Source organism: Nitrospirales bacterium (assembly GCA_031315865.1).
In the GTDB taxonomy this organism is placed as follows: Bacteria; Nitrospirota; Nitrospiria; order Nitrospirales; family UBA8639; genus JAGQKC01.
This window is the reverse complement of the sequence record JALDRJ010000002.1, coordinates 2,651,414-2,675,008: the sequence shown is the minus strand read 5'-3', so window position 1 is coordinate 2,675,008 and position 23,595 is coordinate 2,651,414. Positions and strand designations below refer to the sequence as shown.

General features: G+C 52.1%; 22 protein-coding genes. 18 read left to right on the top strand and 4 right to left on the bottom strand.

What is annotated here, in order from left to right; genetic code table 11:
* Positions 1–53: 53 nt before the first annotated feature.
* The 4 genes from MRJ96_12175 to MRJ96_12160 are packed head-to-tail and all read left to right on the top strand — an operon-like array spanning position 54 to position 4,766.
* A complete protein-coding gene (locus tag MRJ96_12175; protein MDR4502198.1) occupies positions 54–1,181 on the top strand; it encodes a glycosyltransferase family 4 protein in 1,128 nt (375 codons plus the stop codon).
* Between the two features lie 2 nt (positions 1,182–1,183).
* A complete protein-coding gene (locus MRJ96_12170) occupies positions 1,184–2,302 on the top strand; it encodes a glycosyltransferase family 2 protein (GenBank protein ID MDR4502197.1) in 1,119 nt (372 codons plus the stop codon).
* Entirely contained in the window at positions 2,292–3,575 is a 1,284-nt protein-coding gene (locus MRJ96_12165) for an oligosaccharide flippase family protein (protein MDR4502196.1), read from the top strand. Before MRJ96_12170 ends, MRJ96_12165 begins: the two co-directional genes overlap by 11 nt.
* Before the next feature lie 9 nt (positions 3,576–3,584).
* Positions 3,585–4,766 carry a glycosyltransferase family 4 protein gene (locus MRJ96_12160; GenBank protein MDR4502195.1) on the top strand — a complete coding sequence of 394 codons (1,182 nt, stop codon included), beginning with the start codon at positions 3,585–3,587 and terminating at the stop codon, positions 4,764–4,766.
* 28 nt (positions 4,767–4,794) lie between these two features.
* Here the strand turns inward: MRJ96_12160 and MRJ96_12155 are convergent, their stop codons facing one another.
* The 4 genes from MRJ96_12155 to MRJ96_12140 are packed head-to-tail and all read right to left on the bottom strand — an operon-like array spanning position 4,795 to position 8,304.
* Complete coding sequence (locus tag MRJ96_12155) at positions 4,795–5,547, bottom strand: FkbM family methyltransferase (protein MDR4502194.1); 753 nt, start codon at positions 5,545–5,547, stop codon at positions 4,795–4,797.
* Positions 5,548–5,557: 10 nt separating this feature from the next.
* Positions 5,558–6,196 (bottom strand): class I SAM-dependent methyltransferase, encoded by a 639-nt coding sequence (locus MRJ96_12150; GenBank protein MDR4502193.1) that lies wholly within the window; start codon positions 6,194–6,196, stop codon positions 5,558–5,560.
* Positions 6,197–6,243: 47 nt separating this feature from the next.
* Entirely contained in the window at positions 6,244–7,338 is a 1,095-nt protein-coding gene (locus MRJ96_12145) for a hypothetical protein (protein ID MDR4502192.1), read from the bottom strand.
* A gap of 9 nt (positions 7,339–7,347) precedes the next feature.
* Positions 7,348–8,304, bottom strand: a complete 957-nt coding sequence (locus MRJ96_12140) for a glycosyltransferase family 2 protein (protein ID MDR4502191.1) — start codon at positions 8,302–8,304, stop codon at positions 7,348–7,350.
* A 348-nt stretch (positions 8,305–8,652) separates the two neighbouring features.
* Here MRJ96_12140 and MRJ96_12135 point away from each other — a divergent pair, with 348 nt between their 5' ends.
* The 14 genes from MRJ96_12135 (at position 8,653) to MRJ96_12070 (ending at position 23,535) form a co-directional block, all read left to right on the top strand.
* The gene (locus MRJ96_12135) at positions 8,653–10,104 is read left to right on the top strand and encodes a mechanosensitive ion channel (protein ID MDR4502190.1); all 1,452 of its coding nucleotides are present in this window, start codon (positions 8,653–8,655) and stop codon (positions 10,102–10,104) included.
* A gap of 442 nt (positions 10,105–10,546) precedes the next feature.
* Entirely contained in the window at positions 10,547–11,173 is a 627-nt protein-coding gene (locus MRJ96_12130; GenBank protein MDR4502189.1) for a hypothetical protein, read from the top strand.
* A gap of 165 nt (positions 11,174–11,338) precedes the next feature.
* Complete coding sequence (locus MRJ96_12125; GenBank protein MDR4502188.1) at positions 11,339–12,169, top strand: mechanosensitive ion channel; 831 nt, start codon at positions 11,339–11,341, stop codon at positions 12,167–12,169.
* A gap of 1 nt (position 12,170) precedes the next feature.
* Positions 12,171–13,037 carry a CBS domain-containing protein gene (locus MRJ96_12120; protein ID MDR4502187.1) on the top strand — a complete coding sequence of 289 codons (867 nt, stop codon included), beginning with the start codon at positions 12,171–12,173 and terminating at the stop codon, positions 13,035–13,037.
* Positions 13,034–14,335, top strand: coding sequence for a magnesium transporter (gene mgtE / locus MRJ96_12115; protein ID MDR4502186.1), 1,302 nt, complete (start codon positions 13,034–13,036; stop codon positions 14,333–14,335). The genes MRJ96_12120 and mgtE overlap by 4 nt, the downstream gene beginning before the upstream one ends.
* Positions 14,336–14,393: 58 nt before the next feature.
* Positions 14,394–15,428 (top strand): DUF21 domain-containing protein, encoded by a 1,035-nt coding sequence (locus tag MRJ96_12110; protein MDR4502185.1) that lies wholly within the window; start codon positions 14,394–14,396, stop codon positions 15,426–15,428.
* Between the two features lie 62 nt (positions 15,429–15,490).
* Entirely contained in the window at positions 15,491–15,916 is a 426-nt protein-coding gene (locus MRJ96_12105) for an ATP-dependent zinc protease (GenBank protein MDR4502184.1), read from the top strand.
* 57 nt (positions 15,917–15,973) lie between these two features.
* Positions 15,974–16,879 carry a 30S ribosomal protein S6--L-glutamate ligase gene (rimK, locus tag MRJ96_12100; protein ID MDR4502183.1) on the top strand — a complete coding sequence of 302 codons (906 nt, stop codon included), beginning with the start codon at positions 15,974–15,976 and terminating at the stop codon, positions 16,877–16,879.
* A complete protein-coding gene (locus MRJ96_12095) occupies positions 16,872–17,903 on the top strand; it encodes a succinylglutamate desuccinylase/aspartoacylase family protein (protein ID MDR4502182.1) in 1,032 nt (343 codons plus the stop codon). Before rimK ends, MRJ96_12095 begins: the two co-directional genes overlap by 8 nt.
* A 41-nt stretch (positions 17,904–17,944) precedes the next feature.
* On the top strand, positions 17,945–18,901 hold the full coding sequence (locus MRJ96_12090) for a hypothetical protein (protein ID MDR4502181.1): 957 nt from the start codon (positions 17,945–17,947) through the stop codon (positions 18,899–18,901).
* A gap of 227 nt (positions 18,902–19,128) precedes the next feature.
* Positions 19,129–20,313, top strand: a complete 1,185-nt coding sequence (locus MRJ96_12085) for a hypothetical protein (GenBank protein MDR4502180.1) — start codon at positions 19,129–19,131, stop codon at positions 20,311–20,313.
* Between the two features lie 191 nt (positions 20,314–20,504).
* Positions 20,505–21,038: a RimK/LysX family protein gene (locus MRJ96_12080; GenBank protein MDR4502179.1), complete on the top strand. Its 534-nt coding sequence runs from the start codon at positions 20,505–20,507 to the stop codon at positions 21,036–21,038.
* 6 nt (positions 21,039–21,044) lie between these two features.
* Positions 21,045–22,565, top strand: coding sequence for an inactive transglutaminase family protein (locus MRJ96_12075; protein ID MDR4502178.1), 1,521 nt, complete (start codon positions 21,045–21,047; stop codon positions 22,563–22,565).
* 19 nt (positions 22,566–22,584) lie between these two features.
* Entirely contained in the window at positions 22,585–23,535 is a 951-nt protein-coding gene (locus MRJ96_12070; protein MDR4502177.1) for an alpha-L-glutamate ligase-like protein, read from the top strand.
* Positions 23,536–23,595 lie beyond the last annotated feature (60 nt).

The following is a 23,595-nucleotide window of genomic DNA, read 5'->3' as shown; positions in this document are numbered from 1 at the left end:
TTTTGAGGTATAGCGAACAATCTGACGCATAGCCAATTCGCTTTGGGAGAATAGTGAGTACCCTTCATCGACCGATCAACGTCCTCTTTTTGCGGGATCATCTTGTACGCACTGGCGGCACATCCTACATGTTGGAGACGATTAGCCATTTCGACCCTGCCGTAGTCCGAGCTTCTCTCTGTGTACTTCAGCCAGACACTCCAGGTACCGAAGAATTACAACACCAGGGGATACCCGTCACCTTTATAAATCGAGCGAAACGCGATCCCAGACGGATAACGGACGTCAATCGGATTGTCAGGAATCATCCTGTCGATCTACTTCATTTACTGGGGCCAAAAAGTTGTCTGTATGGACGTATGGTCGGTCGCTATCAACGCATTCCGACGATCACACATTTCCACAGCTTACATCCCGACCCCCTGCTCATGGCCACGGTGCAGCGGCACTTAGCTCGATGGACAGCGGCAGCCATCGCCCCTTCATATGCCGCACGGAACTGGGCCATCAGCGAGTACGGGATTGATCCCGCGATTATCCGCGTGATTCATGATGGCCAAGATCTCACCCGCTTCACAGACATAACGCTTCAAGAAAAATCCCGCGTGAGACGTAAACTCGATATTGATGATGACGCGGCCGTGATTGGACTCATCGGCCGCGTACAGATCGCCCAAAAGGGACAAGACATCATGATTCGCCTCATGTCGGATATGCGTAGACGATTCCCCGGATCCCTGTTGCTCATCGTTGGAGAAGGGCCCGATCTCGACTATTGTCGTCACCTGGCCCAACAGCTCAATATCACCAATGCTGTGCGTTTTACGGGGTATCGAGACGATATCCCGCAGATGTTGGCAGCCACAGATGTCGTAGTCATACCCTCGGTTTGGGAGGAGAACTTTCCACATGTTGCTATAGAAGCCGCCGCAGTTGGACGACCGGTTGTTGCTTTTGAGCGCGGAGGTATTCCCGAGGCAGTTCTCCATGATACGACGGGAATCATTGTCCCCCAAAACGAGCCCGACCGTTTACGGGATGCACTCATACAAATCCTCGAAGACGGTGATTTATCTCGACGTCTCGCCGATCAAGGCCCAAAGTATGCGGCGCGGTTTACCATCGAGGCCCATCTTCACCACCTGCTTCGTGTCTACCGAGAAATCTTGTCTTTAAGCTAACGATGGATGGTGTCACCGCTATCGTCGTGAATTACAATGGAGGTCAAGATATCATTCGTTGCCTGCAAGAACTGCATGAACGAGAACACGCGTTCGAAGAACTGCTCGTCATCGACAATGGGTCGAGCGACGGCAGCGCAACGGCGATTCAGCGTCAGTTTCCCAACGTTCATGTGATTGAACTCGGGGAAAACGTCGGGCCAGCTCAAGCCCGGAATGTCGGCCTTGAACGGGCGAAGTCTCCCCTTGCCTTGCTCATCGATGACGACGTCTACCTTTCTTCAATATCCTTAGAACTCTTACGCGAATGTTTACGACACGAACAGGCCACGGTAGTTGTACCGCGGCTCGTGTTAGTACCGGAAAATGTCATTCAAGCAGACGGTGCGGACATCCATTTTACAGGCACCATGATCTTACGCCATAGCCGCGATCAGCTAGTCGATGCACCCGCAACACCGATGACCATCGGGACCTTTTCCTCCTCATGTATCCTCGCAGATCGTAGACGTATCATCGAAGCCGGCGGTTTCGATGGAAGCTTCTTCATCTATCAGGAAGATATGGAGCTCGGCCTCAGATTGCGATCCTTAGGCCATCGATTGGTGTGCGAGCCACGTGCGGTTGGGTACCATGATCGCGGAAGAGGGACGCCTGGGCTGTCGTTTAGAGACCATGGCCTCTATCCGAGACGAAGGGGCTATCTTACGATGCGAAACCGCTTACGAACGATACTCCTTCATTACCGGCTTCGAACATTGGCCTTGCTCTTACCGGTATTCGTTGCCTATGAAGTGTGTTCAGCCATATTTGCTGCCGGGAAAGGCTGGTTCACAGCATGGCTCCAGGCCTGGTGGTGGCAAATCAAACAAATTCCAGAGATTGCACAGAGACGGCAGTGGATTCAGCATCGACGACGCATTGAGGACAAAGACCTGCTCATGGGAGGTCCGCTTCCGTTAGCTCCAGGAGTCCTACAGTCCCAATTTCAGATAAGACTCGTAGCGGGATTGTCATGGGCGATGGATACATACTGGTGCCTATGCAGACCACTCTTGAGTCAACACAGCCCAACATCAGATGACAAAAGCGCGCATGAGGTTTCCTCCAATGACGGCTAGCCCCTCCTTGAGACTCTCCAAACGGCTCCTGGATCCCAACCTCCTTTTTTCCTTACTGACCCAAATGGCCAACAAAGCCCCTGCGCTGATGACGGCGACGATCCTCACACGCGTCTATGCGACCGAAGTGATGGGAGACTTTTTTTTTGCGACAGCCCTCTCGTTTTTTGTTTCGATGATCGCGTCTTTCGGCACCAATCTCCATCTCGTCCGTGCCGTCGCCGCTCAACCCCATCAAGGACTTGAGCAGCTGGGAGAAGTGCTCGGCCTACGCCTTTCATCAGCGGTAATCGCCTTCTTCCTGTTAAACGGCAGCATCTGGGTCGTGGCTCCAGAGTTACTGATGATGATGACGATGACTTCCTTACATTTTCTGCTCGGCGATCTATCCCATAGCTTTGGCGCTTTTCTTATCGGCATGCAACGGTTTCGGCTAAGGCTATTTCTTTCGCTCACCGGTCCTGTATTTTTAATGGGTAGCGTCGCGCTCACCGTTCTGTTCAACGCCAATTTTATCTATACATTGCTATGTTACGTCCTCGCCAGCGTCATCATGCTTACCATGAGTTACATCATCGTACGTATGAAATTTGGACTGATTCCCATATCCTTACATTGGCAGGTCCTTCGCCGAATCTCATACCTGTGCTGGCCGCTTCTCATGATCGAAACATTGCAGATCGTACAATTCAAGATTGACACCCTGATGATTTTTTCGATGCTCTCGGCCACCGCAGTGGCCGAGTATGAGACTGCGTACCGTTTGCTCGAAGTGACACGGCTAGCCGTACGTCCACTCGCTGTCGTCGCGTTTCCCCTGTGCGTCACGTACGCGACGCAACAGCGATGGGGAGACGTCAACCAACTTCTCTGGCGAACAGTCCTGCTCGCTGCGGCCCTTGGGGGTTTGTTCGCCCTAGTGGTCACTCCAAGACCGGATCTCATCATGGGGATCATCTGGGGGGACGCGTACCGTCAATCCGGACCGATTTTACGCGTGCTGTTTCTCACCGCCCCTCTACTATTAGCAGGAGTCGTCTGGGCAAGCCTTGCCAATGCCGTTCACCTCGAGCGAACTCTCATGTTGATCATGGCTATGGCCACGGTGCTGAATCTAACGCTAAATTTCTGGGCCATTCCCATCTGGGGCGCTGTCGGCGCCGCATGGACCACGCTGGCCACCGAAGCTTTCATCTTGACGATCTTAAGCCTCACGTGGGTTCGCACATTTTCGACGAGAGCCAGTAATTCACGAACGACGGTTGGTCAGTAGGAGAGTCGCGTGACGAAAAGGGGATACCGCATTGCCATGATTGCAGCCTGTCCATTCCCCTGCGAACGAGGCACGCCGGTTCGGATCTATCGAATGGCGGAGGCTCTTGCCAAACGAGGGCATCAAGTCCACGTCGTGACATACCATCTTGGCAAGCTCACTTCAGCGCCTGAAAACCTGCATATTCACCGGATCAAAAACATCCCTACGTACCGGAAGATGGACCCGGGACCTACACCTCAAAAGCTATTGATCCTGGACACCTTACTCATACGCCGGCTCCGTCAATTGTTGCGAGAGCAACCCTTCGATGTCATCCATGCCCACCATGTCGAAGGCCTCCTAACAGCCCTGTCAGCACGGTCCGTCCAACCGGAGACCCCGATTGTGTTCGACGTCCACACGCTTCTCGAATCCGAACTCCCGTTTTATGGCATCGGACCGATCCGGTCAATGCTGCAGAAAATCGGGTACTGGATCGATCAGACCGTTTCAAGACAAGCCGATTTCACGATTACGGTAACCGAGATCATCCGAACACGTCTGCTGGAACTAAACGTTACAACGCCCCAAACAAGTCTGACGATTCCCAATGGTGTCGAAATGGACCTATTTCAAGATTCTCGTCTACGATGCCGGGACCGCCAAGACGACTGTACGGTAATTTTCACAGGGAATCTCGCATCCTATCAAGGCATTGAGCCGTTACTTCAGGCATTTGCGTTGCTCCATCACCGACGAAAAAACGTACGTCTCCGTATCGTCACACACACATCATTTCTGCCATATGAGCGATTGGCACAGGAACTCAATATTCGCCATGCTATCGAGCTGATCCAGGACGGGTTCCACGCCATCCCAGCCTGGCTTGCGGCATCGGATATCGCTATCAATCCACGGTTCGAAGCGCCAGGATTACCTCAAAAAACCATGAACTACATGGCCGCAGGCCTTCCGATCGTTTCCTACGCGGGGTCCGGAGAACACCTCATTAACGAGAAAACAGCTTTACTGGTCTATCGTCGTGAACCTGAAGCCTTGGCCAGCGCACTTGAACGCCTCATCGATGATCCAGAGCTGGCTCAACGATTAGGAACGGCGGCAAGACATGTCGTAGAGAATCAGATGAACTGGGAGCAGACGGCTACGATGGTGGAGAATGTGTACGCAACCGTCACCTCCTCAACCTAGGAGAGAGGCGACTGGGAGCGATAAATGTTTACCGTATGGCGATGATAGACGTTCGTGTGGTCCAAGGCTGCGCGAGTGGATAGGGTTCCACTTCACAGGAGTCACGGTTGACCCACAGAAGCTGGAATCCGCGCGAGGCAAACGCCTCGAGGATCTTCTGAGGATGACGACCCGTCCCCGGGTGTATTTCCACGTTCCAGGTATGGACCCCGGACATCGCATCGATTTGCTCAGGGAAAATTTCAAACTCCTCGCCCTCGATATCAACCTTGGCGACTGTCGCATCGGGGAGGATATCCGTCAGAGGCAAAGCCGGGCATTCAATACCTCCCTGATTAACAATATGCCCACAACTCCCGCTGGAAAGCCGGACCATGGATTTTCGGCGACTGACCGCACAGGGTTCAATCCTGGCCTTGAGTCCATTGAGTAAAAGGTTCACCTCAATCAGTGCGCAGTTGGAACGTATAGGATCGACCGCCACGACTTCTGAACCCGGTTCCGCCGACGCGGCCAGCACGAGCGTATAGAGCCCATGATACGCTCCAGCATCGATGATTTTCTGCGTCGTGCCTTGCAGTCGACGGGCCATCCACTCGAACTCGATCCTGGTATGCCGCTGCAGCGGATCGTACCAATCGACAGCCTGCGGAGTCCCATAAAAAAATCGAAGAGAATGTCCGTCCATGACAATGTTGCCAATGTACGGCTTAAACTCCAGGAATTGATCACTGAATTGCGCCCGTATTTTTTCCACTTTTTTGCGCAAGAATGTCGTCATAGGCTCCTTATTAGGGTTTCACCCATAGTCGGGTATCCCATAGACCATCGGTTGTGTTGATCCAACGCCACGGACGCAAGAGGCTCAGAATCTCTCGCCACTCCCCGTCCAACGGTTCATCCCGAAAGAGTTGAATCGTGGTATGTTTGGACTCGAACGAATTGGGCACATAGCGGTTCGCTCCATCGAGCACCAGTAAACCACCGGACTTAAGCTTCGGCAAGGCGCGCTCCAAACACCGCAAGCGCATTTGTCCATCGATAAGCACGAAGTCTAACGAGGTATCCTCCATCTCATCGGCGACCAATGCGTAGGGATGATCATAGGGTTCATCCATCTGCCCGCCATTGGTCGGAATAAGACGGTAATCAATTTTCCCTGACAGCCCAGAATGGGCGATCTTCTGTTGAACGCGATTGAACCATACCGCCTCGTGCTCCACGGTCGTCAGTTTGGCGATGCGCCGCGCGATCCATATCGTACTCCGACCTGATCCGTATTCAAGGCCGAGATCCGTGGGTTTGAGCCAATTGTCCAGGAGAATCACGGCACTCGACGTGAGCAACGGCGTTTCCGGGTAGGTACGATGAAAGATCCGCTGGACGCCGAATCGCCACAAATAAGATGGATGTATTTCCCGGATTTTCAACGGACTCCTTGCCCCCTGACGGTTCGATAGCTCATCGTAAAACACTATTATTGCTGCACGAGAACGGGATGGGGAGGATCAGGGTGCCCCAACACTCGACGATAAACCTCTAGCGTCCTCTCCGCTATGGTCTCCCAACCAAATCCGGTCAAATTCTGAGTCGGCCGTTCGGTCGAGACAGCCCAATCGCAGGCCTCGGCAAGCGTCACGGGCGTCAATGCCCCCTCATACACACGAATCCAACGTTCGCCGAATGCTTGTTGTTGTTCACGCATATTTCCCAGGTTGGGAACCAATACCGGCCGGGAAAACGACAACGCCAGCATCAATGCCCCGGAATTGACGATATGCTTATACGGCAACACGACCAGATCGCAAGCGACGAAGTAGAGCTGGACTTCCTCGGGAGGGATCCAACCCAACCGCAATCGTATCCGTGATCCTGTCCCCACACACTGGTTAATTTCTCTCTCGACATGGTGGTCGTACGGCTTCCCAACAATCAGCAGCAGTGAGTTCCGCTGATCGCAGGCGTTGAAAGTATCGATAAGATGCGGGACGTTTTTATATGGCCTCATGAGTCCGAAATGCAGCAGAACGGTCGCGTCCTGAGGAATATTCAACGTATCGCGGGCCTGCTCGCGCGAGATCGTATTTGGATACGCATCGAGAAAATGTCCATGGGGCACGGCATAGACTGGAAGTTCCCGCAATTGCGGAAACCGTTCACGCGCTCGAACGATCCCCCCTTCGGTAAGACAGATACAGGCATCGAGGCGCGGCAGGAAAAACTGCCAAAACCACGATTCCAACCAAGGATGAAGTCCATCGTTGTTCGTGAAGTCATGGATCGTCCAAATGATTCGAGTCCGACGGAACCGGGCAAGACACAAAAGCCCGGCGAATGTCACCACGCCGCAGAAACTGACGAAAGTATGACGAGGATAGACGACCGTATCGGGATGGTGTAAATGCCAGATATCAACCTTGCGCATGAATGCACGCACTGGAGTCCAGTCATCGATCACCACCCCCTTCTCTCGCAAGGCGCGAGCAAGCAAGGCGGCATGCGGATTGGCGCGTTCTTTCCTGAACGCTGGCCATGCCAGGACATGCGGGCTGGTGGATGCGACCGACGACATGGACAGAGGTTATCGATACGCGTTTTCCGCGTCCATGGTCCCACCATTCATCGCCAGGGCCAAGCCGGGAATTTCCAAGAAATGCGTCCTGACCGCAACCCACCACGCCACGGGCATTTGATACCATTTAATATTATAGTACGAGCCCAATTGAACGCATTTCATGCAGCTCTTCGCGATTGACATACACGTGATGACCGGAATGCCAAATGCGCCCGTCCGGTAAAGCCAGGCCCACCGGGCGTTTGGATTAATCTGTCGATACCGGGCCATCGAATAGCCGGTATGTTTCCGAATTTCTTTCGCCATTTCCCATCCACCGTACCCATGGTATGCGACCATACCCGGCTCAAAACGCAACTCTCTTCCCTCGGCCAGCAATCTTTCGGCATGGGGCTTGGACCCAAATGGGCCAACGTCGTTCCGCAAGGGATACTTCAAGATGATATCACGCGCAAACGCGCCGTTATTATTGGAGATGGCCTTGGTCGTTCCGGCATGTCCGGGGTCGACATACCCACGATCGAGCAAGGCAAAAATGTTCGGCAGGAGCCCTTTGGTTTTATATAGTGTTCGTCCGCTGATCGCGGCGGCCTTCGGATGTGTCGCACGATGGCGCATGACCGAACTCAGCCATTGTTGATGGGGTGCACAATCGGCATCGAGCATAATCACAAAGTCACTCTTGGCAGCGGCAGCACCCGCATTTTTCAAATCGTATGATGTCCGACCTTTGGCTCGGACAACCCTCAAGCTGGGGAGTATTTGCCGTAACGCTTCAGGGATATCCAGAGTCGAATCTTCAGCTTCTACGAGTATATGCTCGACTGCCCCTTCGAAATCCTGAGAGGCCAGCCCTTCCAAGGTCAACCGCAACTCATCCCACGATTCCTGTTCACCAGCTTTGTAATCGGCCACTGTCACGACACTCGCCAATAGGGGTGTTTGTTGTTGAAGATCGTTCATAATCCCCTGCCCTCCAAAATAGAAAATTTAGACACTTCTTAAAGGAACACTTAGAGCTTTCTTCACAACAGTATGCGGCAAGTTCAAGGCTTTTTCAAGCTCCAAACATCCGTTCTTTCGCACTACGTTGCAGTAGACTTTTTGTCTTGTTCGGATCAGGAATCGCCGGGAGATTTTTGTCTAGAAATATGCTCCTGGCTATTCTGTAACAAAAAGTAATGTGACCTAATGATCGCTTCGATTGTCTAAGTCTTCACAACGGATTGAAATGAAAGGAACAAAGAAGGCCGTTGTATGCCTTGAACAGCAAGGGTAAAAGAATTGGTTAACATCTCAGGGGAGGCAATCATGGACATAAGTAGACTCACGGAATCATTACAAGCAACCCTCGGAGAGACATTGCCAACCGTGCTTGGGGCTCTGGCGATTCTCGTTGCGGGGTGGATTATTGCTGTGGCCATCCGAGGTGGCATTCGAAAATCGCTCGGATTCCTCAAACTGAATAGTCGATTACAGACCAATACCGGCACTCAGATCGATCTCGAATCCGGCATCGCCGCGGGGTTGTATTACGTCCTTTTGCTCTTGGTTCTTATGGCGTTCTTCAACGCACTCAAGCTCGAAACCGTTTCGGGGCCGCTTCATGGACTCGTCGGTCAGGTCTTCGAGTTTGTCCCAAAATTAGTGGCCGCTGGGGTCTTGCTCCTCGTCGCTTGGGTATTAGCGACGATCCTTCGCACCTTCGTAACGAAGACGCTGAGTGCCACCACATTAGATGAAAAACTTTCCTCGAGCGCTGGCATGCGTCCGATGAGCGATGTCCTGGGAAATATCTTATACTGGCTTATTTTCTTATTATTCCTGCCAGCCATACTCGGCGCATTGGAACTCAAAGGACTGCTCGACCCAGTGCAGGATATGGTGAATGAAATACTGGCGATGCTACCGAACGTCGTCGCAGCCGGCATCATCGGCGTAGTCGGCTGGTTTGTGGCCAAAATACTACGAGATTTAGTCAGCAATCTCTTAACCGCTTCGGGAGCGGATCGTCTGGGAGAGAATGCCGGCCTTCGGGGAACGATGAGTCTGTCACATCTGGTGGCACTCGTCGTCTATATCCTCATCCTGATTCCGGCCATGATTGCCGCCCTGGAAGCCCTGAATATCGATGCGCTCACCACACCTGCCATCGAAATGTTAGACGTGATGATGACGGCACTCCCTCACATCTTTGCTGCAGCCATTATTCTCGTCATCGCCTACTTCGTGTCCACGCTGGTTTCATCACTGGTCAGCAATCTTCTGGGAGGGATGGCATTCAATGCACTGCCGGAGAAGCTCGGGGTGGGACAGCTCTGTACCAGCGAACTCACGCCGTCTCAACTCGCTGGAAAGATCGCGAGCTTTTTCATCATGCTTTTTGCTGTCGTGGAAGCGTCCAACCGCCTTGGGTTCGAGCAAGTGTCTGACCTGGTGGCGATGTTTATTCAGTTCGGCAGTCAGGTTCTACTTGGCGGGATCATCATCACTGTCGGCTTCTGGCTCTCCAATCTCGCGCATTCGACCATTGCTCGCGCAGTATCCACTTCGGCAGCCAATATCGCGCGGTTTGCTATCCTGGGGCTCATATTGGCCATGGGATTGCGAGCTATGGGGCTGGCCGATGATATCGTCAATTTGGCCTTCGGTCTCACGCTCGGGGCGATCGCTGTCGCCGTGGCCCTCTCATTTGGTCTGGGCGGACGAGAAGCCGCCGGTCGGCAGATGGAACATTGGTTTCGTTCGTTGCGAGGAGATTGATACCCCCCCACAATCTCAAGACATTCACACGCTGATCGGAACATTCATCGAAATCCTGGCTACTAATCCGCCGAACCATTCGATGACAACCATACCCTGGGTCAGCCACGCATTCGACGATCTATGCCTGTTGGTCGGCAGCGGCTCCCTTCAGTGTCAGTGAGTTGATCATGTTCGTGATGATCGTGTCTGCTGGAACCTGGCTGAGGTCATGTGAATTATAGCGAATCCAGTCAGGGGCCAATCGTTACAGACGACAAACCCCGCGCGGGACAACGTTGAGCCAGACGGACATTATTGGAAATGGCTATCACGAACAGACCTGTCATTGGTTAGCCTATTAGTGGTTGTCTGTTCTGGCAATCGAAGGTATGCTCATCGAATACAGCGCCTGGCACACATGGATCTAAGGTATCTTCACGAATATTCCTAACCCTGAAGAATGAATCGATTCATTAGCCAATCACTGCTATTCATCAGCTATGCACTGCTCTCAGGCTGTGCGACCGCCAACATTTTACCCGCCCCGAGCTCGCCCACGATGATCGAGCAATTGCTCATGGCACAAGCCGTCGAGTCTAGTTTGGAACCCCAGAGTCCTCCGACCACCATCCCGATCCCGCCAGGAGCATCCATCTGTCTGGCAGCCACCGGGTTAGCGTCCAATCAACAGTTCATGATAGGCGTGCTCAGCGGGTGGTTGGGTAAGCAGGATTATGTCATTCAACAAAATTGTACCTTGGCAACCTACCGGGCTCAAATCATTCTCCAAACGCTCGGGACGGAACAAGCCAAATCTTTTTTTGGAATGCCGGAAGTCCAAGGCAGCATCCTGCCATTCGCCCTCCCAGAATTAGCGATCTACAAGGTGAACTATCAGACAGGCCACACACGATTTTCTCTGGAATTTTACGAAAATAAGACCAACCGCTTCGTCCGGTCTACCTCCTGGTATCAGGGAACGACCTATTACAATCACTATACGATTCTGTTCTTTATTGAATACGCGAGAACAAACCTCATTGGCGCGCCCAACGAGGATACGTGGTCGGAATTAACGGAAGACTAATGAATAAGAATAGCCGGAAGCTCTCATGACTGAAGGAGTCATACAGAACTTTCTTGACCTATGGCAGAGAGTGAATGTCGCCTTTGCGACTTGCTACACCTTCATCGAAAGTTCTCATTCCCTATCATGCCTGCATTCAATCATCAAGGAGGTGTCATTGTGGACATGACAAATTGGACGACGGCAATACAAGATTCCGTACAGGCCAGTTTTACGCTCTTTATGACTTTTCTTCCCAAAACCGTCGGAGCCATCATCCTCCTCGGAATCGGGATCGCTTTGGGCAAACTCGTAAAAACAGGAATCAGTCGTCTACTGGAACTGCTGGGAGCAGATCGACTACTTCGCGGAACAGGGATGTTGTCTGTGTTACAAAAAACCGGCAGTCAGAAAACCATCTCCCAAATTATCGGATCGGTCGCATTTTGGGTGATTTTTCTTCTTTTCCTCATTTCCGCCACCGAGACCCTCGAGTTGTCACTCCTCTCGCAAGCGTTGACCGGTCTCGCCTATTATCTTCCCAGGGTCGGCCTGGCCACTCTTATCCTCGTCCTTGGGTTGCTGGCGACCAACTTCGTTCGTGAGTTGATAGCCCTGGCCTGTGACTCAGCAGGCATTCGTCAAGGCACGGTCATCGCTCAGACCGTCTACGTCGCAGCGACGCTTCTGGTGCTCGTAACAGCCATCAACGAATTGGGGATCGATACCTCTTTGCTCAATCAAATCATCGTGTTAATCGCCGCCGGGCTGATCGCTGGCGCGGCATTGTCATTCGGGTTTGGATCTCGATCGGCCGTCGGCAACCTTATCGCCGCACACTATATCCAGCCCATTATTCGAATAGGAGAACAAATACAGGTTGGGCCTCATTTCGGGACGGTGACCGCCGTCACTCCCATGGTCGTCGTACTGGAAACGGAACGTGGCCGCGTGGTCGTGCCGGCGGCTCAGTTCACCGAGGTCGCGAGCGTAATCTCACCAGGATCGGGATCGTAACATGGGCCTCCAACAAGACCTCACGAACGCGTACATTCAGAAACATCCGATGGAGGCCGCTCGCTTTCTCGAGTCCCATCCCCCTGCTATTTCGTCTCGGTTTTTGAAGGAATTACAGATAGAAACCATCTCCTCGGTCCTTGAACATTATCTGCCAGGAAACATGTCGGAAGTCTTGAAGCATTTTTCACCAGAGATAAGCGGGAGACTCATCAGTCGTCTCTCGACGACCGCAGCCCGTGCTGTGCTTAGACAATTCGATGACTCCGTTCGGTCCACGCTTTTGTCTCATATCGATTCGACCCTTGCCTCCTATTTGCGACGGACGTTAACTCATCCGGACTTTACCGCTGGGAGCCTCGCCGACCCTCGTGTCCTCACGCTTCCACCGGATCTTACCGTCGAGCAGGCGCTCAAACGCATCGGCCAAGAATGCCAGCAAGCCATCTATTATTTATATATCACGGATCACGACACCACATTACACGGAGTGGTCTTGATGAAAGAATTGCTCGCCGCCAACGCCGACAAGCCCCTACAATTTGTCATGAATGAAGATGTCAAGAAGATCCCGGCTTCGGCAAACGCCCAGGATCTGCTGAATCACCCGGCTTGGCAACTGTACGATAGTCTTCCCGTCGTTGAGCAAGAAAAGTCTTTTATCGGAGTGTTACGCCATCGAGCTTTAAAAAAATTCCTGGAAGGTCGACACGATGAACCAGAACCTCACTTTCTCTCTGATGCCCTCCTTCAACTCTGGGAGGCCTACGCTCTTTCGGGAATCGGATTAATGACGACCATGGGAGATATACTCAAGGCGGCACAACATGAGAAGCCTACACGTGGGCAAGAGGAGACGCTCAGATGACGCAGGCCCCGACACTTTCGATGCATGAAGCTTTTATTTCGCAATACCCGGAAGAAGCCGCGCGAGTCTTCGAGTCGTATCCAGTCGAAGAAATCTTAGAGATACTTCACGAGGTATCGGGGCGTGACATCGCCAAGACTGTTGCTGCCATGACACCGGCCATAGCCGCCGAGGTGTTGGCCGCCATGCCTGCGGACATGCTACAAAAGGCCCTTCCCGAGATGGATATCGCTGTGGTCGCGACCCTCTTGCGAAGACTGCCAGAACAACAGCAGCAACTCGTGTTAGACACGGTGCCCGAAAGCCTCTCGTCGGAGATCAGGATCTTCCTCGACTACCCGGAAGATTCGGTTGGCCTACTTATGGATCCGCGATTTTTCGCGCTTCCTCAAGATTTGAACATCGACGAAGCCATTCACCAAGTCAGAAGCCGAGCCCCACGAGATTTGCACGAAATCTACATCATCGATCGCGATCAGACCCTAACTGGTATTCTGCCACTCCGAGATCTGTTTCTCGCCCCCCAATATGAACGCCTCCAATCCCTGATGAAACAAGAATTGCCGACGATTCATCCGCTTGAAAGCCAGGAACAAGTGGTTGAAGTGTTCGATCAATGGAAGGTGCTAACGATCCCCGTCACTGATTTGAATGGCCGCTTACTCGGAGTGATCCGAAACCGGGACATCATCGAGGTCGAAAAGGAAGAGGCTACGATCGGCATGCAAACCATGGTAGGAGCGAGCAAAGACGAACGTGCGCTTTCTCCACCAATGTTCGCGGTACGTAAGCGTTTGCCTTGGCTGCAAATTAACTTGCTCACGGCCTTCCTCGCAGCGTTCGTCGTCGGTCTGTTTGAAGACACTATCGCCCAATTTACAGCCTTGGCCGTCTTGCTTCCCGTCGTAGCAGGACAATCCGGTAATACGGGGGCGCAAGCGCTCGCCGTCGTCATGCGTGGCTTGGCTCTGCGTGATATCCGACCGACTCAGTGGGTCCGTGTGGCAACGAAAGAATCCTATGTAGCATTCGTGAATGGGGTGGCCGTTGCGGCAACAACATCGGCTGCCGTCTATATTTGGAGTCGGTCATGGGGACTCACGATGGTGATCGCGATTTCCATGGTCATGTCGATGGTCATGGCGGGGCTTTCCGGGGCTGTGATTCCCATCATCCTGCGAGCCCTCAATCAAGATCCGGCCCAATCGTCATCCATCATACTGACAACAGTAACCGATGTCGCGGGGTTCCTCAGCTTTTTAGGACTCGCTACTATTTTTGCCAGTTTACTCGAATAGCAACACAAGAAAAGAACACAACTACCATTGGTTGCAAAAAAATAAAAGCGAAATTCATATGATGGAATCTGTATTGATGTGGGTAGGGATTCTCTGCTGTCTAGCAGGATCCGCCGTATGTTCAGGCCTGACGCTCGGATTCTTTAGCCTCAGCCGTATACATCTTGAGTTGCTCGATCAGCAAGGAAACGCCGAAGCCCAAACCGTATTACACATCCGTCAAGATGCCAATTTTCTCTTGGCGACCCTGCTGTGGAGCAACGTTGCGGTCAACGTGTTACTGACGTTACTTTCTGAAGAACAAATGCTTGGAATTCTGGCATTTTTCTTCTCGCTATTCGGCATTACACTATTTGGTGAGATTTTGCCTCAAGCGTATTTTTCAAGAAACGCGTTACGACTAGGAGCAAAATTTGCCCCGATCGTCAAACTATTACAAATCGTGTTCTATCCCATGGCTAAACCCTCGGCCTTGCTTCTTGACTGGATCGTAGGCAAGGAGGGAATTACCTGGTTCAAAGAGCATGAGCTCGACACGCTCTTGAAAATCCATGCTCAGGCTCCCGAGACCGACATCAGCGACGTCGAAGGCCATGGGGCCTCGAACTTCTTGAAGCTTGATGATGTTTCTTCCGTCGAAGAAGGTTCTCCGTTGCATCCCCATAGCATCGTTCAGCTTCCTTTTGATGGTCAACGAATCGTCTTTCCCCCGGACACGCCGACCGTTTCGAGTCTGTTTGTCGAACGTGTTCATCGATCGAAAGAAAAATGGGTGATTATCACTGACGAATCGGCCTATCCCCGCCTCGTCCTCGATGCCGATGGATTCCTCAGGGAATTACTGGTCGAGGAGCGTTACCGACCTTCCTGGCACTGTCATCGTCCAATCATTCTGGATCGAGCGAATGTGCCGCTTGGAGAACTCCTGACTCGATTGAAAGTCAACCCTGAACATGACGAAGATGATGTCATCGATCAGGATCTGATACTCGTGTGGACGGAAGCCCATAAACGAATCATTACGGGTGCCGACATTCTGGGGCGTCTCTTACGCGGGATCGTGAAGCGGAGCCCATTAGTCAATTTTCATTAAATGTTGAATCCAACAGTCTCGTAATGCCAGCACGTCCATCTCACAGGAGATGAATTGAGCACATGACGAAACCTATCATTGGATGGAGGGAATGGGTTGCACTCCCCGGGTTTGGCGTGGATCGCATCAAGGCCAAGATTGACACCGGAGCGCGAACTTCAGCGCTTCATGCCTTTGATATTCATCTCTTTCAGAAAGAAGGACAGGAGTGGGTTCGATTCGCCGTGCATCCACTCCAAAAAAACGATCGCGATAGCCGAACCTGTGCCTGTCCAGTCCATGATGTCAGAACTGTGACCAATTCCGGGGGAGGCCGAGAAGAACGGATCGTGATTAAAACCACCCTGTCATTGGGCGGAAAGGCCTGGCCGATTGAAATCACGCTGACGAATCGTGATCAAATGGGCTTTCGAATGTTATTAGGTCGCACAGCGATCAGACAACATTATCTCGTCCACCCGGGAAAGTCGTTTTGTCTGGAGCAATAACGACATACTGTATTCCTGACCATCGGACACATTTATTCTTTTCAGAAGGAGGATTGCATGAAACTGGCGATGATGGCACGAAACCCCAAATTGTATTCCCATCAACGGCTCGTAGAAGCCGCCCAAGCTGCGGGGCATCATATCGATATCATCAACACCACAAAAGTGTACGTCAATATCACATCACATAACCCCGAACTCCGGTACAAAGGGGAAAAACTGGAAGGATACGATGCGGTCATCCCACGTATCGGGGCTTCAGTCACTTTTTACGGCTTGGCGGTTTTGAGACAATTCGAGATGATGGGAGTCTGGCCGCTGAACGAATCCGTCGCGATCGGTCGTTCACGTGATAAACTTCGGAGCTTACAACTCCTGGCGCGGAAAGGCATCGGGTTACCCGTCACGGCCTTTGCCCACTCTGATGATTTCGCTGATGATGTCATTACGATAGCTGGCGGGGCACCGGTCGTCATTAAACTCTTGGAGGGCACGCAAGGCATTGGCGTCGTGTTGGGAGAAACGCACAACTCTGCCAAGTCAGTCATTCAAGCATTCCGCGGAGTCAAAGTGAATATCATGGTTCAGGAGTTCATCAAAGAAGCCGGAGGGTCTGACATTCGTTGTCTGGTCATCGGGGATCGCGTCATCGCGGCCATGAAGCGTCAAGGGGCGAAGGGAGACTTTCGTTCGAACCTTCATCGAGGCGGCTCGGCGGAAGTGATCAAAATCACTCCAGAAGAACGATCGACCGCCACCCGGGCTGCGAATATCATGGGCTTGAATGTCTGCGGTGTCGATTTATTGCGATCAAAACATGGACCAGTCGTGATGGAAATCAATTCATCCCCCGGTCTTGAGGGAATTGAAAAAGCGACTGGGATCGATGTCGCGGGTTCAATCATTCAGTTCATCGAGAAGAATGCGAAACCCCACAAAACAAAGACACGCGGTCGTGGGTAAAACGCATCGCGAACCATTCGAGATCGGAGGCATGACGGTCCAGCCTGGATCAAGGCAGTCTATCAATCTTTCGATCAGTTTGCTTTCGACTCACACGCCCATGGATATTCCTGTTCACGTGATACATGGGAAGAAAGATGGCCCGCGACTCTTCATGTGCGCCGCCATTCATGGAGACGAACTCAACGGGTTAGAAATCATTCGTCGCATTTTAAAGGCGCCTTCTCTCAATGCCCTGCATGGAACCCTGGTCGCAGTGCCGATCGTCAACGTCTTTGGGTTTTTATCTCACTCCCGGTACCTGCCCGATCGTCGGGATCTCAACAGAAGTTTTCCGGGTAGTAAAAAAGGTTCGTTGTCCTCGCAATTGGCGTATTTATTCATGAAGGAGGTCGTCTTACGGTGCACGCACGGCATTGACTTGCATACCGCGGCCATCCACCGCTCGAACCTGCCACAGATTCGAGGAAATCTTTCCGATCCCACCATTCAACGCCTCGCCGACATTTTTTCTGCTCCCCTGACTCTCCATTCCGACCTTCGGGACGGCTCTTTGCGGCAAGCGGCGACGGACCAAAACATCCCGACACTGCTCTATGAAGCGGGTGAAGCATTACGCTTTGACGAACTCGCGATTCGGTTAGGCGTCCGGGGCGTTCTTCGAGTCATGCAGGCTCTTGGCATGATCAGAACATCTCGTTCTTTCACTCGATCGAAGAGTATCATCTCCATGTCTTCATACTGGGTCAGAGCCCAAACCGGTGGTATTTTTCGTTCGTTCCATCCGATGGGAGGAAAGGTGAAACGGAACGAAAACATCGGAACCATCACAGACCCCATGGGCGAGACTCAAAAAATCGTGAAGGCCAAAGCATCAGGCATTCTCATCGGACGAACAAACCTGCCAGTGATTAATCAAGGCGATGCGCTATTCCATATCGCACAGGTGGAGGATGCACACACGGCACAAAAAGTGGTCCAAGATATTCACGAAGAAGTAGGAGAGGAACCTCTCCTGCATTAGTCATGGTCTCATTATCCAATACTTCACACAAGGAGGGCACAATGACTGACGAAAAATCTCTCATTGTCAAAACCAAGGAAGGCGTCGTTGAGGCGATCCAAGGTACCGGTGATATCACGAACGCGCTGCTTGAGCAACTCAGTGGGACATTAGTGACGGCCCTAAAAAGCACAAAAGTGGTCGGTGGCGAGGTCGGCAACCTGCTCAAAGACACGATTATCGGCTCGGTCAAAGGCATCACAGAAGTCGGAGGGGAAGCGGGGTCCGCGGCCAAGGGAGTGATCGTCGGTATCGTCAAGGGTACGAAAGAAGTGACGACCGACACGCTGGAGACCATAGGCGTCAGTACCTCAACATTGATCAAAACCACAGCAGAAGTTGGCGGTGACTTGGCTAAAACGACAAAAGGGGCCGTTGAGGGAGCTATCGTGGCAGCTAAAGATGTCGGATCCTGTATCGCTGAGGCTGCCTGCCAGGCGTCCACAGCCGCGATTAAAGGAGTGAGTGCCGTGGGTGGTGAGTTAGCCGAGACTGCAAAACAAGCAATTATGGGGGCGGCCCAGGCCACTCAAGAGGTTGGAGAAAAAACGGTAGAAACCATCAGCCATGTGGCGGGCAACATCGTCAAAGCCACAGTCGAGGTCGGCGGCGACCTGGCCTCCACCGCCAAGGCCACGATGTGCGGAGCGCTTGAAGCGAGCAAAGACATGGGAGAACAAGCGCTGGATACCGTGGGAACCACTGCAGGCTCGATGATTAGGGTGACGGCGAAAGTTGGAGGCGATTTGGCGACGACCGCCAGACATTGTGTGGAGGGCGCCATTGAGGGGGCGAAAACTATCGGCGTCGACACGGCCGAGGCGGCGTCCGCAGCGGCTACGAGTGCACTGAAAGCCGCAGAAGAAATCAGCTCAAGCGCAGGCGAAAAAGTGCGAAACGCCGTCACAGGAACGATTGATGGCGTGAAGGTCGTGCTAAAAGAGCCATTTAAAAAGTAGCTTGTGCGACTCACGATACCTCACGATTTTTCCTGAACGAAAAGATCACGAGCACAATGCTCGTGGTCTTTTCGTCGAACACGATGACGAAGTTGTCGAACCGCCGTTTTGCTCCTAACGTTTCGATACGCGACGAGTTTTCTTGCTGTCGTTGGGGATTGGTACGGAAATGTCTACTGGACGGCTTGTCCAGTAGCATGAAACATCCAGAAAAAGGATCAAGCCACATGGGAACGTTTCGACTCTGGAGTGTAATCAGCGTGCTTATGCTCAACACATCGGCCTGCCTCTCACCGTTTGCGCTCGACCATGCCGTCACAGCGTATGATCATGCCGTCACGAACACGTTAACCGAGCAACTACTCCTCAATATCGCTCGCGCTCACCACCACCACCCCATTCACTTCACGGGCGTGTCGAATATCGCCGCCACGTTTGATTTTCGCTTGCATGCCGGAGCGACCCCTCCCCTCGGCGGGCTAGACGGAGGCTTCCATCTATCGCCGGTTTTTGGCACCAGCGTCGCTGAAAACCCAACCATCAGTATCGTGCCCATTGAAGGTAAGGCATTTACGAAACGGCTTCTCACGCCATTACACGAGGGAAACTTAACCCTGTTGTTGCGTCAAGGGGTCGATATTGACTTACTTCTTCGTCTCATGGCAGCCGAGCTACGGATACCGGGGAATCCCCGCGAAATCGTCTACTACAACAGACCCGCGGACCGTCAGTCCTACATGGTATTTCGACAGGTCGTCTTGCAATTGTCCACATTGCAGGATCGCAACCTTTTGTACGTGGAACCCATGATCTACCACAATACCTGGACCATCCCGTCCGCCAACGTATCCGGTGATGATTTTCGAGAGCTGGAACGACATTATCGGATCACCGCTGATGAAAGCCATCAACGCTATATCCTCGAGAAACGAGTCACCGGCCGCATTCTTATCACAAATTATGATCCCGATAATCTTCCCAACGATGAACGCATACGCTTGCACCAAAAGGCCGACCGGTGGCCACCCAACGATATTCTCGTGGATGTTCGACCGGACCATCCTGGCGGAGAATATCCCATCCAGGGAAAGTTTCGACTACGCAGTTTTCATGCTATTCTGAATTTTCTCGGACGCGGCATCCATGACGCGCCGGAGTACGATGTTCCGAAAGATCCACGAACGCCGCCCGTCAATAAAAACCCGACAACAACGCTACAGATTCTCGAGTCAGACCGGGTGTTAGATGACATGGAACGATATGTGTATTATCAGGGCGAGTACTATGGTTTCCGGGATGACGAACAGAATAACTGGAATCGAGAAGCCTTCAGACTTCTGTATCAGTTGTTTCAGATGACGGTTTCCGAAGTCCCGAGACTTGGGGTTCCGAGCATCACCATCGCCAAATAAGGGAAGCCCGACATACTTCGAAGACTCGGGATGCAGAAATCACGGTGACAAGGTTGGAAGACTTGATAAGTCGGAACGTTTCGATATAGGCTTATATCCGATTTTATTCTACCAGAACGGTCGAAATACCCTTCTCGCCATCTTCAACCTAGAAACGCCATTGAATCTGGAATAGCACTCACGTCGTATCCATGACATTCGCCTTACCCTATTCCCTTGTTGTTGGATTTGTGATGTGGATGACCGTCTGGAGCCTCCCTCTCGATGCGTACGGTGAATTAGTCATCGATCACAGTCCAAAACTCGTCGTGGGTTGGGTGGAAAAAGTCCAAATTCTCCCGGAAAACATCTTGCTTCATGCGAAAATCGACACCGGGGCCGATACATCCTCGCTCAATGTCTCGGATGTCTCGGAGATTGTTCGAAAGTCGGAACGTTGGGTCACGTTCACCGTCACGACAAAAGAAGGACAAAGCATGACCCTTGAGAAACCGATTCATCGTTACGTCAAGATCAAGCGAAAAGGCGCGAAGCCTCAACGTCGTCCCGTCGTCGAATTCGACCTGTGTTTAGGGAACATCTTCCAACGAAAAGCACTCGTGAACCTGACAGACCGGAAAAACTTTACGTACAACATGTTGATCGGTCGTAGTTTCTTAAAACATCAGGCCGTGGTCGATTCCGCGCAAACCTATAAACACGAACCCAACTGTTCGGATAAATAGATTTCCTTGAACAAGCGTCATCTGTATATCCTCGTTCTCTGTTTGGTGTCCGTGGGTCTCGGCCTGTTTTTCTTCAAAGTTTTCGTCCTGCACTTCCCATTAACCCCTCAAACGCAAGTTGAACTGTGGATCGTCGAAGCGCATCTGACGTTCTTCGCCAAAGACAAACCCGTCAAAGTCTCATTGGCCTTGCCACGTAACACCCGGCGATATGCCATCGTCGATGAAAATTTCATCTCGCAAGGGTACGGCTTAACGACCGTCAAGGACGAAGACAATCGACGGGCAACCTGGTCAATCCGCAACGCGAACGGGAAACAGCACCTGTATTATCGGGCCACCGTCCGTCGCGTGGATGTGGATAGTCCACACACAGACAATGAATCCCCTCAAGTCCTTCCGCCGTATTTCGAAGGTGCGCAGCTCACCGCAGTTCAAGCCTTTGTCGCAGATATCAAAGAAAAGTCCGCCGACACGTCCACCTTCATCGCCGAACTTTTCTCACGACTCAAACACCCCAATGGCGATCCAAATCTTCAACTGCTGCTGGGAAATGACCGTTCCCAAGAAAAAAAGCTCCAGATGGCCTCCGACATCCTGTCGTTCGCACTCATCCCCAATCGTGTGGTGCATGGGGTTCAACTGAAAGGGTTTCAACGAGAAGCCGTCATCATCCACTGGCTACAAATTTACGATAAAGGTGAATGGCAGTTCCACGATCCTGAAACCGGCAGACCCGACATACCCAGCCATTACTTCACCTGGTGGCACGGGACACAACCGTTGACACAAATCGAAGGCGGCGATCATTTTTCCATAACAATCACGATTGCTCCGAACCAGGAAGAAGCCATTCGGGCCGCCATGTACCATACGCAGTTGGCGACCCCTCATTTATTGGAATTTTCCTTATTCAGCCTACCCCTTGAAGCACAGGCCGTCTACCGTATTTTGTTGATGGTTCCAATGGGTGCCCTGTTACTGCTCATTCTCCGAAATGTGATAGGCATTAAAACATTTGGAACCTTCATGCCAATCCTGATGGCGCTTGCCTTTCGCGAAACGCAATTGGTATGGGGCATCGTCTTGTTTTCACTGGTGGTCGCGTTAGGATTGGCCGTTCGTTTTTATTTGGAACATCTCAAACTGTTGCTGGTCCCTCGCCTGGCTTCCCTGTTGATCATCGTCATCCTTCTCATGGCGGCACTCAGCGTGATCAGCCACAAGCTCGGGTTAGAACGTGGACTATCCGTCGCACTCTTCCCGATGGTCATTCTGACGATGACCATCGAGCGCATGTGCATCGTCTGGGAAGAACGGGGTGCGCTCGAATCGATTCAACAGGGGCTTGGCAGTTTAGCCGTTGCCTCGCTCACGTATATCGCCATGACCATCCCCTACATGGAACACTTGTTGTTTGTGTTTCCAGAATTGCTCTTGCTCTTCCTCGCCGGCACCCTACTCATGGGACGATACACAGGGTTCAGACTGCTGGAATTACGTCGCTTCAAGGCCTTAGCCCAGTAGGTCAGGAGGATAAACCGTCATGTTTGGGCTGGCGAAAATTTTAACAGAACGAGGCGTCTTAGGGTTAAATCACCGGAACGCCGGGTATACCCTCTGGCACAATCCTCGGCATTTGTATCCGCTCGTGGATGACAAACTCACGACTAAACGTTTGGCTGAAGAGGCCGGACTCGCCGTCCCAAAGTTGTACGGCGTGATCCAAATAGAACGGCAGGTCAGAGGTCTGTCGGAATTACTGAAACCGTACCAGGATTTCGTCATCAAACCAGCGGAAGGCAGTGGAGGCGACGGCATCATCGTCATCACAGGGCGACGCGGCAACCGGTACCGGAAAGCCAGTGGTCAATTCATGACACAGGAAGATCTTGATCATCACGTGTCAAACATCTTGAGCGGCCTGTATAGTCTCGGAGGGCATCAGGACAAGGCTTTGATTGAATACCGGGTGAAGTTTGATCCGATTTTCGAGAGCATTAGTTTTCAGGGCATACCGGACGTTCGCATCATCGTCTTTTTAGGAGTTCCGGTCATGGCTATGGTGCGTCTGCCGACGCGAATGTCGGATGGGAAGGCGAACCTCCATCAGGGTGCCATCGGGGCAGGCATTGACTTAAGTACGGGCCAGACATTGAGTGGAGTGTGGAAGAATGAGATCGTTCATGAACATCCGGATACCGAACAACCCATCACAGGCTTACAAATCCCGCATTGGGACATTTTGTTACGGGAAGCCGCTCAATGCTATGAACTCACGGGCCTAGGGTACCAAGGCGTTGATCTGGTCCTGGACAAAGTTCAGGGACCGTTAATCCTGGAACTCAACGCACGCCCCGGGTTAAACATTCAAATTGCCAATCGTGCGGGACTCTTGCCTCGGCTACACATGGTTGAAGAGCAGGCTGAACGTCTCACGACCCTGGAGGATCGGCTCAACTTTGCCAAGCAGTACTTTGGCACACAACATATCTAATCCCCATACAATATCCTCTCAGCTTCCGCACCCGTCTTGATTTCAACTTTCCCACAAAAG